The organism is Streptomyces sp. NPDC043853 (genome assembly GCF_056436025.1).
Map to the genome: position 1 here is coordinate 138,775 of NZ_JBWKDJ010000007.1, position 12,670 is coordinate 151,444.

14 protein-coding genes are annotated in these 12,670 nt (G+C 72.0%); 5 read left to right on the forward strand and 9 right to left on the reverse strand.

Going from position 1 to position 12,670, the window contains the following annotated elements; all coding sequences use genetic code 11:
* Positions 1-141: 141 nt before the first annotated feature.
* Positions 142-819 carry a TetR/AcrR family transcriptional regulator gene (locus AC067U_RS19915; RefSeq protein WP_478831052.1) on the reverse strand — a complete coding sequence of 226 codons (678 nt, stop codon included), beginning with the start codon at positions 817-819 and terminating at the stop codon, positions 142-144.
* 43 nt (positions 820-862) lie between these two features.
* Positions 863-1,456, reverse strand: a complete 594-nt coding sequence (locus AC067U_RS19920; RefSeq protein ID WP_478831053.1) for an MBL fold metallo-hydrolase — start codon at positions 1,454-1,456, stop codon at positions 863-865.
* A gap of 502 nt (positions 1,457-1,958) precedes the next feature.
* Here AC067U_RS19920 and AC067U_RS19925 point away from each other — a divergent pair.
* Entirely contained in the window at positions 1,959-2,762 is an 804-nt protein-coding gene (locus tag AC067U_RS19925; RefSeq protein WP_478831054.1) for an alpha/beta fold hydrolase, read from the forward strand.
* Positions 2,763-2,852: 90 nt separating this feature from the next.
* Here AC067U_RS19925 and AC067U_RS19930 read toward each other — a convergent pair whose 3' ends face one another.
* Positions 2,853-3,050 carry a hypothetical protein gene (locus tag AC067U_RS19930; RefSeq protein ID WP_478831055.1) on the reverse strand — a complete coding sequence of 66 codons (198 nt, stop codon included), beginning with the start codon at positions 3,048-3,050 and terminating at the stop codon, positions 2,853-2,855.
* A 382-nt stretch (positions 3,051-3,432) separates the two neighbouring features.
* Positions 3,433-3,963, reverse strand: a complete 531-nt coding sequence (locus AC067U_RS19935) for a GtrA family protein (RefSeq protein WP_478831056.1) — start codon at positions 3,961-3,963, stop codon at positions 3,433-3,435.
* A gap of 945 nt (positions 3,964-4,908) precedes the next feature.
* Between AC067U_RS19935 and AC067U_RS19940 the strand changes: the two genes are divergently transcribed.
* Both AC067U_RS19940 and AC067U_RS19945 read left to right on the forward strand, forming a co-directional pair.
* Positions 4,909-5,622: a DUF4190 domain-containing protein gene (locus AC067U_RS19940; RefSeq protein ID WP_478831057.1), complete on the forward strand. Its 714-nt coding sequence runs from the start codon at positions 4,909-4,911 to the stop codon at positions 5,620-5,622.
* A 418-nt stretch (positions 5,623-6,040) separates the two neighbouring features.
* A complete protein-coding gene (locus tag AC067U_RS19945; RefSeq protein ID WP_478831058.1) occupies positions 6,041-6,382 on the forward strand; it encodes a hypothetical protein in 342 nt (113 codons plus the stop codon).
* 81 nt (positions 6,383-6,463) lie between these two features.
* Here the strand turns inward: AC067U_RS19945 and AC067U_RS19950 are convergent, their stop codons facing one another.
* Together AC067U_RS19950 and AC067U_RS19955 are read right to left on the reverse strand one after the other, a co-directional pair.
* Positions 6,464-6,670: a hypothetical protein gene (locus AC067U_RS19950; RefSeq protein ID WP_478831059.1), complete on the reverse strand. Its 207-nt coding sequence runs from the start codon at positions 6,668-6,670 to the stop codon at positions 6,464-6,466.
* Positions 6,671-6,787: 117 nt separating this feature from the next.
* Positions 6,788-7,687, reverse strand: a complete 900-nt coding sequence (locus tag AC067U_RS19955) for an NAD-dependent epimerase/dehydratase family protein (protein WP_478831060.1) — start codon at positions 7,685-7,687, stop codon at positions 6,788-6,790.
* 146 nt (positions 7,688-7,833) lie between these two features.
* Between AC067U_RS19955 and AC067U_RS19960 the strand changes: the two genes are divergently transcribed.
* Positions 7,834-8,796 (forward strand): GlxA family transcriptional regulator, encoded by a 963-nt coding sequence (locus AC067U_RS19960; protein ID WP_478831061.1) that lies wholly within the window; start codon positions 7,834-7,836, stop codon positions 8,794-8,796.
* Between the two features lie 176 nt (positions 8,797-8,972).
* A complete protein-coding gene (locus tag AC067U_RS19965; protein WP_478831319.1) occupies positions 8,973-9,323 on the forward strand; it encodes an avidin-fold protein in 351 nt (116 codons plus the stop codon).
* 35 nt (positions 9,324-9,358) lie between these two features.
* Here AC067U_RS19965 and AC067U_RS19970 read toward each other — a convergent pair whose 3' ends face one another.
* From AC067U_RS19970 to AC067U_RS19980, 3 genes are all read right to left on the reverse strand, one after another.
* Positions 9,359-11,110: a phospholipase D-like domain-containing protein gene (locus tag AC067U_RS19970; protein WP_478831062.1), complete on the reverse strand. Its 1,752-nt coding sequence runs from the start codon at positions 11,108-11,110 to the stop codon at positions 9,359-9,361.
* 157 nt (positions 11,111-11,267) lie between these two features.
* Positions 11,268-12,131 (reverse strand): SDR family NAD(P)-dependent oxidoreductase, encoded by an 864-nt coding sequence (locus tag AC067U_RS19975; RefSeq protein WP_478831063.1) that lies wholly within the window; start codon positions 12,129-12,131, stop codon positions 11,268-11,270.
* 194 nt (positions 12,132-12,325) lie between these two features.
* A complete protein-coding gene (locus AC067U_RS19980; RefSeq protein WP_478831064.1) occupies positions 12,326-12,670 on the reverse strand; it encodes a hypothetical protein in 345 nt (114 codons plus the stop codon).

A 12,670-nucleotide genomic window follows, 5' to 3' on the forward strand; every position in this document is an offset into this window, starting at 1 on the left:
TCCTTGCGTGAGTGGCCGGTGGCTGGTGGCCGGTCGCTGGTGGCCGGTTGGCCGGTGGCGATCGGCTGTGCCCGGATCCCGGGTTTCGGGCTGCCTGAGGCAGCGGGCAAGGCGCCGGCTTCCGGGTGTGTGGTCAGGTGGTCACGCGGTCGCCGGGCCCAGGTGTGCGTCCAGCACGGCCGCGATGATCCGGTCGAGCGGGTCGAGCGGGGTTCCGTACGGCGCTCCGGCCGGCTCCACGGAGTCGAGGACGAGTTGCAGACTGCCCCAGGCCCACAGCTGGGCGGTGCCGTGCAGGTTCGCCCACAGGGCGGCGGCCGTCACGGCCGGGTGCGGCGCATCCGGCCCGTCCGGCGCATCCGGCCCGTCGGGCCCCTGCGTGGCATCGCGCTCGGCCCTGCAGCGGGCGACGAGGGCGACCATGCCTTCGAACAGCGGGACCGTCGATTCGCGCAGCTGCCGCTCGCCCGAGGCGTGCCGGTCGCTGTCGAGCAGGTCGTGCCGGAACATCAGCTCGAACATGCCGCGCCGCTCCAGCGCGTAGCTGACGTAGACCCGCGCGATGCCCCGCAACTGGTCCCGTGGCGAGGCCGGTTCGGTGATGACCGCCCCGACCAGGGCCGCGAGGTCCTCGAAGCCGCGCCGGGCGATCGCCGACAACAGGGCGTGGTGGGTGGGGAAGTACCGGCGCGGCGCGCCGTGCGACACCCCCGCCCTGCGGGCGATCTCGCGGAGCCCGAGCGATGCGGAGCCCTCGGTCAGGACGAGCTCCACTCCGACGTCGACCAGCCGCTCCCGCAGGGAGCCCTCACTATCCATAGACACTGTCTACCAGAATGGATAGACAGTGTCTACCGCACCGTCAGCGCGGAGCGGTGTCGTCGGCCTTGAACGCGGGACCGTGGCCGGGCACGATCAGGTCCGCGGCGGCCAGTACCCGGAGCCGGGAGTTCCGCAGTCCGTCCCGGTCCGGGGCCACCGGATCCTCCGCCGGACCGTCCGGACGCCACCACAGGTCGCCGACGAACGCCACCACTCCGGCGTCCGTGCCCGCCAGCAGCGTGATGTCCTCGGGGCTGTGGCCCGGAGTGCGGATCAACCGCAGCGACGGCGCGAGCTCGTGCCCCTCGGCGTCCCGGTCGGTCCACTGGTCGGCCTCGTAGATCGCCTTGTGGTCGTGCACCCTGGCCCGCCCGAACAGGCCCACGTTCATGGTGTTGTCGGGGTGGTGGTGGCTCAGCACCACGTCGGTGATGTCGTCCGGCCCGAGCCCCAGCCCGGCGAGCGGGCCCAGGATCCGGTCCCGGCTCGCCACCATGCCCGGGTCGACGATCACGTGCCGGTCGCCGTCGGAGACGTAGGAGACGGTGGCGGCCACTCCGGGGCCGGTGGAGAGGGTGTAACCGGTGGTCAGGATCAGGTACTTGGCGCTGCGTCCGAGCGGTGCGTCTGTCATGGCCCCCATCCTTCCGGGACGGTCGACCGCGTACGAGTGGCACTGATGCCACTGATCGCAGGAAATGTGCCAAGTGGCCGAGCTCTGCGCGTACGCCCCTCTCTGGACCGGCACCGCGCGGGCATCGAGCCGCCGTCGCGCCCCCAGCAGGACCCGGCGCCGAGTGGATCGCCCGGTCCCGCCATCTCGGCCGCCCCCGGAACCCCTGCCACCGGACGACGCACGGGTTCGCGGACACCCGACCGGCGGGGGGCCGGCCCGCGCCAGGGCCTGGTCTGCGGGAGTCGCGTGGCGGTTCGGCCAGGCGGGGCCCCGCGATCTCGTCCGTCCGCACAAGATCATTGCGGCGCCACCGGACGTACCCTGCCCATGGAGTGGTGCCCGAGGCGCGGGGCGCACGGCGCGGTCCGAAGACGGACCGAACGCGGACCGAACGCGGACCGAACGCGGTCCCGGTGCTGGTTCACCGCTCCCAGGGCAACGGACGGCAGGGGGAAGCGGCATGTTCACGGTGGTCTCGTCCGACGGTACGTCCATCGCCTGCGAGCGGCACGGGGAGACGGGGCCGGCGGTGGTTCTCGTCGGCGGGACGCTGATGACCCGGTTCCGGCACGCGCCCCTCGCCTCGCTGCTGGCACGGGACTTCAGCGTCTACTCCTACGACCGCAGGGGGCGCGGCGACAGCGGTGACCACCCGCACTACGACGTGCAGCGCGAGATCGACGACCTGGACGCGCTGATCGAGCGGGTGGGCGGGCCCGTGCTGCTCTTCGGGATGTCCTCCGGAGCGGTTCTGGCCCTGGAGGCCGTGGCCCGGGGCAGTGCGGTCCGCGCCCTCGCCCTGTACGAGCCGCCGTTCGTCGTCGACCGGACCCGGCCGCCCCTGCCGGCCGACTACGTCGAGCGCGTCGAGGCGCTCGTAGCGCGCGGAGACGTCACCGGCGCCCTCACCTTCTTCCTGAGCGAGGGCCTGGTCATGCCGCCGGAAGCGATCGACCGGATGCGGCACACCCCCGCCTGGGCCGCATGGGAAGCCGCCGCCCGGACCCTGCCCTACGACGGCCGGCTCATGGCCGGCTTCATGCGCGGCCGGCCGCTGCCCACCGACCGGTGGGCGTCCGTGGACGTTCCGGTGCTCGTCGGCCATGGCGGAGCGGGCGAGACGTACATGGCCAACGCGGCGAAGGAACTCGCCTCCCATGGGGACAACTACACCCTCCACACCCTCCCCGGCCAGGACCACGGAGTCGACCCGCACGCCCTCGCGCCCGTACTCACCGCCTTCTTCACCGCGGCGACCGGCTGAGGACGCGCCGCCGGCGTACGTCCTCGCCGAGGAGGGCGAGGAGCAGCCCGAAGTCGCGCAGCGCGATCTCGTGGAGGCCCGGTCGGCCGATCAGAGCAGGTGCGGCGGCGGCACCACCAGGACGATTGCGAGGAGGCGGGGACGCATCCGGGGGAGCGCCTGGGTCTCGAACCATCCGCCGGACGGGAGCGTGTGACGGCGAGCCGTACCCGGGGTGGGATCACCCGGTTCGGAAGGGTCGATGCCCAGGTTGGCGAGTTCGACGATCTGGTCGGCGACGGAGCTCACTTCATCACGGACGGCCTTCGGGTTTCCGACCTCGTCCCGCTATCGCCACCTCAACGGCCCATGCCTCGGTGAAGGCGCGGAGGGGAACCGCCGAGACCTCGGTGCTCATGCCGCTTCGGTCCTCTCCTCCTGGTCCAGTTCGCCTGCTTGGTAGGCGCCGGCGAGGGTGGTGATGTGCTGGCGGGACCAGCCGACGCGACGACCTACCGCGGCTTTCTGACATTCTCGCCACCGCCCGGCCCATCTGCGTACCGACTTCACGGGCTGAGCGCGCCGAAACCGCCCGACGGTCACGCGGTCGGGCGGTTTCGGCGGTTCGGGCGGTGCGGAAAGGTGCGGAGGTCGGGCGGTTCGGAGGTGCGGAGGTCAGGCGGTGCGGCGGTCAGGCGGCCCGGCAGAGGGCGGCGGGGGCGGCCGGGGCCGAGGTGAGCGCCAGCGTCGTGGGCACCGGGCGGGGGCCACGGGCGGTGGGCGCGGCCTGCTTGCGGGTCCGGGCGAAGACGACGAGGCGCAGGACCGCGAAGCGTGCGACACCGGCGAGTGCGGAGGCCGACAGGTACACGACCTGTTCCAGCACCTGACCGGGCGTCGCCACCAGCTGCTGAAGGACGAACATCGCCACGCAGGTCACGGCGTACGCGGCCGCCGCGGAACCGGCCGACTGCGCGTGCTGGCGCCACGTGGCACGCCCGCCGGCACCGAAGGTGAAGCGTGCGTGCAGCTCGGTGGCCAGGAGCGTGGAGACCACGGTGACCAGGGCGTTGGCCAGGACCCAGGGAATCCAGGAGGCCAGGGCAGCCACGGCGAAGCTGGAGGCGAGCCCCACTCCGCCGCCGCAGAGCACGAAGCGGGCGAAGGCGGTGAACGCGCCCGGTGCCGCCTGCTCCTGGCTCTGGCCCTGTGCTGACTCCATGATCCAACCCCCTTGATGGCTCACTCCGTGGCACGTGGACCCCTATTGGCCGCGTGGCCGCCGAGGGTGGTGCGCCGTTCGTGATGCCATCATGGCACACAGATGGCGCCATCGCGAGCCATATTTGGCGGCGGACTTGGCGCCATCCGTGACGCCAATGGCGTCACGCTATGGAGAAAGCCATGGGGAACGCCGTGAAGATGCAGGTCAGAAGCCTGAGGAGGCCGGGCACACGCGTGGCCCGCCGGCCGCCGGACACACGACGACCGTTCGCCGGAGCCACACGCCGGACGCCGGACGCCAGACGCCAGACGCCCGCCGCCAGACGCCCGCCGGCGCTCACGCCTCCTGGCGCATCCACGTCGGTTCGGTCCGGCTGGTGACCGCGGCCGCGAAGGCGAGGGTGAGCAGTGGGTCCAGCCAGTCCGCGTCCGCGGGTACGGCGATCCGGCCGTCCGCGGAATCAGGGACTGCGGGAGGCCGGCGCGTCCACGAGCGCCACGCGCTCGCCGCACCAGAGCCTCGCGAAGCCTTACGTCTCGGCTGCCGCGGCAACCGCCCGGATCGCCTCCGGACGGCCGGCCACCGACTTCGCCGAGCGCCTACTCCGTCGTCCGGGCGCGGTGCCTGACGATGCGCAACCCGCACCACAGGAACGACCGGCCGACCCGGTCGGGGGATACTGGGGCGCGGCTGGTCAGAACATCATCCGCCCGGTTGTCCCCCACCCGGCGGTTCCACCGCCCGGATGCCGGCTCTTTGTCCCACCCTCTCGCGAGGAGCACCACGCGCATGTCGATACCCCCGCAGCCACCGTCGTCCCCCCAGAACCCGCAGCCGTACCCGCAGTCGGGGCCGTACGGACAGGCGGGGCCGTACGGACAGGCGGGGCCGTACGGGCAGTCGGGGCCGTACGGGCAGCCCGGTCAGGCGGGAAAGCCCGCAATGCCCGGGCAGCCGGCACCGTACGGCGGACCGCAGGGCTTCTACCCGCCGCCGCAGGGGACCAACGGGCTGGCCGTCGCGGCGTTCGTGATGTCGCTCGTCTGCGCCATCCCGCCCGTGCCGCTGGTCCTCGGCCTCATCGGCCTCTCCCAGATCCGCAAGCGCGGCGAGCAGGGCAAGGGGCTGGCCATCGCGGCGGTCGTCATCCACGGCCTGACCCTGGCGTTCTACGCGGTCCTGCTGGTCCTGGGGCTGTCCGGCGCGCTGGACGACGGTCCGCCGTCGCGGCGCGACACCAGTGGCCAGGTCACCACGCCGGGCTCCAGCGCGGTGAAGGACATCCGCAAGGGCGACTGCTTCAACACCGAGAACGACCTGGGCGACATCCAGGAGGGGGACAGCACCCAGGCCCGCTTCTCGGTGCGGACCGTGCCGTGCGACCAGCCCCACGAGGGTGAGGCGTACGCCGTGTTCAACCTGGAGGACGGCACGTTCCCCGGCGAGAACGAGGTCGTCGCGACCGCCGAGAAGAAGTGCAGCGGAACCGCACTGACCGACTACACGGGCAAGGCTTCGAAGCTGCCGGGGAACCTGGAGGTCTTCTACTACTACCCGCAGTCCGGCAGCTGGCTCCTCGGCGACCGCGCGGTCACCTGTTTCCTGGGCACCGCCGACGGCACCAGCACCGGATCCGTCCGCGCCGGCGGTTCCTGACCCTCCGGCACCACCGGTCCGGAACGGACCGGTCGAGCCGCGGGGCCCGGCGCTTTCCGCCGGGCCCCGCGGCCGTCCGGCAGGAGTGCGTCGAAGACGGCCCCGCGCACAACCGATCGGCCCGGTTCCGCGTCCTCTTCCCCGAGCCGCCGCCTCCGGCACCGCGTGGGACACAGCGGCGGAGACCACCCCGGACCCGGACCCATCACCCTGGAGGAGCACCATCGGCGCCCCCACCCCCGACCGGCCGACTTCCGGCCGGCCCACCCATGACCGACCCGCACAGCACCTGGTCGAACAGCACCAGGCCGAACAGCGCCAGGCCGAACAGCACCAGGCCGAACAGCGCCAGGCCGCAGGCCGCTCCCGCCGGACCGCCGGAATCAGCAGGGTACTTCTGGGCGTCGCGGCGGGCGTCGTGGCGGGCGCCGTACTGACCGCCGTACTGATGACGGTCCTGTGGTGGCCGCGCACCGAGGTGACGTACCGGAGCAGTGCTCCCGCGTCCGTGGTCTACGACGACGGGTCACCGCACCACCTGAGCCTCGTACACGAGCACACCCTGTCGGGGCGGCACTCGTACAGGATGGTGATCGGCAGGTACCCCGGGGCCTCCTACGGACACTGGCTGGACGTCGACACCTTCTTGGGCTCCAAGGGCATCGAGTCCACCACGTGGACGGAGTCCGGAGTGCGCGTCCGCTTCCCGACGGGCCACGAGGTCCTCGTCCCGGCCCGCTTCTTCCTGCACGGCAGATGACGGTCCCGCCGGTCAACCGCGCACCGCGCGGCACCGGGGAACCTTCCGGGCTCGGGCGGACGCCCGGACTCGGGGACAGGATCAGTCCTCGCCGTGGCCTCCGCCGAAGTTCAGCGTGTGCTCCAGCACGTCCTCCAGAGGGTCGTCGATCTGGCCGGTGTTGAGCAGCGCCACCACCGGTGCGTTGTGCGCATCGCGGTGGTATTCGTCCGCAGCGGCGGGGCCGGCGGTGCCGACGGCGAAGGCCGCGAACGTCGTGAGGAGGGCAGCTGTGATGATCTTCTTCATGCCCGGCCAACGAGATCTCGCGACACAGGATGCGGGTACCACGTGAGTCCGGGCGTGGTCGGGCCGGGAGGCCCGGCACGTGGTCGGGCCGCGAGCCCCGGCCCGACCACCGCGGCATCAGGCCGCCAGCGCTTCGCGCAGCGTTGAGGGCCTGAGTCCGAAGGTGTCGCGGATATCGCTGTCGTCCACGAGGAACGGACGATCGGACATGTAGCTCATCTCGGCGAACTCCCGCCACAGTGAATCGGTGAAGGACAGCAGCGTCATATCCCGTTCGGTGAGCGGCTCCAACCGCGGTTCGGGCGCTCCGTGGAGTTCGGCGAGGGCGGTTGCGGCCTGGCGCAGGGTCGTGGTGATGACCGGGGCGTGCCAGGCGCGTCCCCAGGCCCGCTCGTCGCCGCTGACCGCCACCAGCGCCGCCGCGACGTCCTTGGTGTACGAAAACGAATGCGCCGCATCGGGGTTGCCATGGACGAGGGCCAGTTCACCTTCGCGGACGCGGGGCGCGACCAGCAGCGTGAACGCTGAGACCGCGCCAGGGCCCAGGTACTGGCCGGCTCGCACTTCGGTGACCCGCAGCCGCCCTTCGTCGTGGGCCACCTCGGCCTGCCGCCACAGTTCGGCCCTCACCCGGCCCTTTCGGGTGTGCGGGGCCATCGGGGTGCGCTCGGTGACCGGCCCGGTGGTCTGCTGATAGCCGTAGTGGTTGCCGAGCATCACGTAGTCGGCCCCGGCCCGCTCGGTCGCTGCCAGGATCGAAGCGAACAACGGCGGCATGGTCTCCGGCCAGGTCTGGTAGGCGGTCATGGCGGCGTTGAAGACCGTGGTCGCTCCGGCCAGTGCCTCGGCCAGCTCGTCGGTCCGGCCCGCGTCCAGGGCGATCCGTTCGATGCCGGGATGGTCAGGGCCAGTGCCACTGCGGGTGAGGAGGCGGACCCGCCGGCCGCTGTCGGCCAGTTGCCCGGCGGTCGCGACCCCGGTCGCGCCTGCCCCGATGACGACCGATTCAGCTGTCATGACGTTGACTCCGTTTTCCCTCACGATGGAACGCTTCCCCGGACGGGAAACGTGGTGTGCGGGGGCCCGACCGCTCGCTCGACTCTGCCGTGCGGCCGCAGGGTAGGGTCAGTGGCCCGAACGCCACGAGATCCAAGGATCTGGCCATGCACCGTGTCGCCGTCCTGGCCGTCCCTGCGGTCAAGCCCTTCGACCTGTCCATGCCGTCGGCGCTGCTCGGCTCCGCCGAACCCGGTGGACGCCCAGGCTATGAGGTGACGGTGTGTACCGCCGTGCCCGGTGCGGTCGCCGCCTCGGGTGGTATCGAGGTGGTGATCCGGCACGGCCTTGAGGTGGTCGCGGCGGCGGACACGGTGATCGTTCCCTCGACTGCCCGCCGACACGACGCCGAGCCGGCCGTGCTGGACGCCCTGCGGGGGGCCGCCGCCGCGGGCAAGCGCATTGCCTCGATCTGCAGCGGCGCCTTCGTCCTCGCCCAGGCCGGGCTCCTCGACGGCCGTGTTGCCACCACCCACTGGGCTCTGGCCGAGGAACTGCAGCGCGCCTTCCCTGCGGTGCGGGTGGATGCCGACCGGCTGTTCGCCGAGGACGGGCGCATCGTCACCGGCGCGGGCTCGGCCGCCGGGATCGACCTGTGTCTGCACCTGATCGGCTCCGACTACGGCGCGGCCGCGGCCAACGCGGCGGCCCGCGCCGCCGTCGTCACCCCGGTGCGCCACGGCGGGCAAGCGCAGTTCGTGCAGACCCCGCTGCCGGCCAGGACCGACTCCCCGTTGGACGCGGCTCGCATCTGGGCACTGCAACATCTGGACCAGCCGATCTCCCTGCACGACCTTGCCGGTCAGGCCAAGGTCAGTGTGCGGACCCTGACCCGCCGCTTCACCGCCGAAACCGGTGTGACCCCGTTCCAATGGCTGCTCCAGCAGCGGCTGCTGCGGGCCCGCGAGCTGCTGGAGACCACCGATCTGACCGTCGACCACGTGGCCGGCCGCAGCGGTCTCGGCTCCGGCGAGTCGCTCCGCCAGCACCTGAGCCGCCAGATCGGCATGACCCCGGCTGCCTACCGGAGCGCCTTCACCCACCGCCCGAGCGTGAAGACCGGTCGGTGACCGGACGTGACTCCGCCCGGACACGGCTCGAAGGCCACGAGTCTGCCCGCGAACGAGGCGAGACCATCGGCGGCGCCGGCGTCACCGCCGACGACATGCCCGGCATGGGGGCAGGCATAGGATCGCTGCTCGGACATCACCGTGCGCAGCAGCACATCACGCCTCAGGAGACCCCCATGGCAGGCTCGCTCGACGGCCTCGTCTTCGTCCCGGTGGCCGACCAGGCTCCCGGCCAGGTCGGCCGGGAGACCCGGTTCGAGTACCGCGAGGAGGACGGCCGCGTCTGGGCCGAGTACTCCGGCGGGGACGTGGTCAGGGGGTACCTGGTCGGCAGCCGGGCGGGCGACGCGGTGGACTTCCGCTACGTCCAGCTGCGCGTCGACGGCACCACCGCGTCCGGGCGCTGCACCTCGCTCGTGACCGAACTCCCCGACGGGCGCCTCCGCATGGCGGAGACGTGGTCGTGGGAATCCCAGGACGGCAGCGGTACGAGTGTCGTCGAGCAGCAGCCGCCGTCCGCGGGCTGACCGACGCCCTGGGACTCCCACCGGTCAGTCCCCGGTCAGCCCTGGCAGATGCCCCGCTCGTGGTCGTACGTGGCGGTGGCCCGCGAGTAGCGCCACTGGGGGGCCAGCAGGCTGTCGTCCAGTTGCCCGGCGGCCGCCGGGCTCTCCACGACGTAGCCGAAGTCCTGGAGCCAGGACGGGTAGAGGTTCTTGGAACCGATGTAGAAGGCGGAGCCGTCGACGGAGACCAGCTTGTGGTGCTGGGCGTACGGGTGTCCGTCGGCCCAGGTCGGGCTGTCGGAGCTGCGGAACGTGGCCAACTGGAGGTTCGAGCACATCGCCGTGCGGGCCTTGTTCGTGTCCCCGGTGAGTGCGGTCAGCCGGCCGCGGAGGACATCGCTGATCTCGTTGAGGGACTTGATCTGCGAGTAGCCGCCGCTGCCCACCGCGCCGCGGTTGGCCGGGTCGCTGACGACGATGCGGACCTTGACCCCGTCGGCGAGCTTGGCGGCGAGGGTGTCGTAGAGGCGGATGTCGTAGCGCGGCAGGGGCGGGCAGGTCGCGTTCACGTCCTGCTGCGAGATCTCGATGTGGCGGCCGGCGGAGGCGATGAGGGAGCGCAGGGCGCTCTCCTCCGGGTTGACGGTGTCGTAGTCGCGGTCCGCGTTGGTGTTGTCGTGCAGGCCCACCACGCACTTGGTGTCCGGTGCGGTGGGGAGGGCGGGCGCGAAACGGGAGGACGGGTCGCGGTCCTTGATGCCGACGCCGAGACCGCCGACGGCCACGACCGGGACCCCTTCAGCCGGGCCTTGCGCCGGGCCTTGAGCCGGGCCTTCAGCCTTGCCTTGGCCGCTCTGCCCGCTGCTCGCCGGGACCGTGTCGCGCGGCAGGGTCGGCATGCAGCCGGCGCCGTTCGAGGCGGCGAACCAGACGCTCGCCCAGTTGGACTTGTTGCGGCAGGTCCAGTCCCACAGGGTGTCCAGATAGGCGCTCGCGGAGCCGGCGGCCGGGCCGGTCAGGGCGAGGTCCACGTCCGCCACGGGGTGGGCGGTGTCCAGGTAGTCGCCCTTCCAGCTGTTGATGCCGCCGGTGATCACGGAGGTGCCGTCGACGACCAGCAGCTTGGAGTGGTTCCAGGAGAACGCCGTCTTCGACGTGGTCATGGAAGCGACGTTGAGGGTGATGTTCCGTGCGGCGGGCCCGAGCTTGGCCACCAGCTCGTCGCGGTACCGGGAGGGGATGACCGTCGAGTGGTAGAGCGGCGCGGCGCCGACCAGGATGCGTACGTCGAGCCGGTTGCCGGAAGCGGCGGAACGCTTCAGGCCCGCCACGATCGCGTCCTGGAAGGCGCCGTCGGGGAAGGGCGCGAGGGTGGAGATGTCGACGCTGCGCCGGGCCCGGGAGATGTTCTCGGTCGTCTTCTCCAGCAGCCGACGGGTGCCGGGGCGGTCGGCGCAGGTGGCGTCGCCCCAGCAGCCGGGCGTCTGCAGCAGCCAGTCGGCGCCGCCGGGTGCCGACGCGTCGAGCCGGTTGCCCGCGGTGCGTTCCCACACGCTGCCTTCGAGGCCGGGGGACACCTGGCGCAGGGCCTCCTCGACCGCGTCCAGGTGCGGTGTGGCGCCGGAGGAGGACGCTGCGCCGGACGACGGGCGGCCGGTGGCGGGTGAGGGGCCGGTGACGGGTGAGGGGCCGGTGGCGGGTGACGGGCCGGTGGCGGAAGCGGCGGGAACGGCGAGCGCGGCGGAGGCCGGCAGCAGGGCGAGGGCGAGGGCGAGCGCTGGAACCGCCGCGTGGCGCGGACGTATCACGGTGTTTCCTTCGTGCAGGTGAACTGCGGGTAAACCAAGATCGACTCGCGGAAGTTACCAGCACGTAGGGGCGGTTGGGTATTTCGCGGAACAGATCCGGCCAGGCCGCCCCGCCGCCCCGGGACCGGCCGTACGGTGCCACCGGACCGACGGCGGCTCACGGAGCCGGAGCCGTAACCGCCTTCTCCGCCGCGCGGCTGGTCTCCTCCCAGGCCGCCCATGTCGCCATGCGCCGCTTGGCGATGTCGAACGCGACGTCGTAGACCATGCTCCCGAGCAGGAGGCGGAGCGGCGGCTCCTCGGCGTCGACGAGCTTGAGGAGCGCCTCGGCCGCCAGACGCGGTTCGCTGTCGACCGAGCCTTCGGCCCACTGCTTTTCGAGTTCGGCACGCAGGGGGGCGTACTCCTCGACCGGGGTCGTCGCCCGCATGGAGGTGTAGAGGTCCGTCCAGTAGCCGCCCGGCTGCACGATGGTGACCTTGATCCCGAACGCGGCGCCTTCCATCGCGAGGGCCTCGCTCATGCCTTCGAGCGCGAACTTGCTCGCGCTGTAGAGGCCCGTGGTCGGGAAGCCGCCCAGCCCGCCGATGCTGGAGATCTGGACGACATGGCCCCCGCCCTGCCCGCGCAGCACGGGCATGACCGCCTGGCTGATCCAGAGCGCACCGAAGAAGTTGATCTCCATCTGGGCGCGGGCCTCGGCCTCAGTGAACTCCTCGACCATGCCCGCGGACAGCGTCCCGGCGTTGTTGACGACGATGTCGAGCGTCCCGAAGTGTTCGGCGGCCGTGGCGACGGCGGCGAAGGCGGCAGCGCGGTCTGTGATGTCCGCGGTCAGCGGCAGCACCTGCCCGGGGTGTGCCACGGCGAGTTCGTCGAGGGCCGCGGTGGTCCGGGCGACGGCGGCGACACGGTCGCCGTTCGCGAGCGCGGCTTCGGCGTACGCCCGGCCGAGGCCGCGGCTGGCGCCGGTGATGAACCAGGTGCGGGGTCGTGCGGTGGTGGCTGCGGCGGTGCGCATATGAGGTTCCCCCCTCGGCGATTGCGAGACGCTCCGTCTCGTCGATGTGGCCAACCATGCACCACATCCAACGGAGAGTCAAGACGATCCGTCTCGTCTCGCTACACGGGATCCGATGCGTACGCGCACGGGTGTCGGGTGTCACGCGGCGTACGAAGGGAGGCGCGGTGGTGACGCCGACGAGGGGGCGGCCCTCACGCCCCGCCGTCAGGGCGCGAGCCGAGAGCCCGTCGGGCGTCCAGCCACACCCGTTCGAACTCCTCCGACGAGATCGCGCCGGCTCCCGCCTCCTCCCCCTCCCCCACTCCGGACATGAGCCTGCCTTCGGCGACGGAACCGTACCGCTGCCGGTAGCGACCCATCGCGGCGAAGTCGGAACGTTCCTCGAACCGCAGCGCCTCCTCCGAGGACGCGGCGGTCACCGGAGTGCCGTCACCACCCCGCAGGTCCACCTGCCGCGTCACCCAGCCCTCCTCGTCCCCTTCGAAGTACCGCCACAGGTCCTGGTCGTCGTCGTACACACGGATCCACACGGGCAT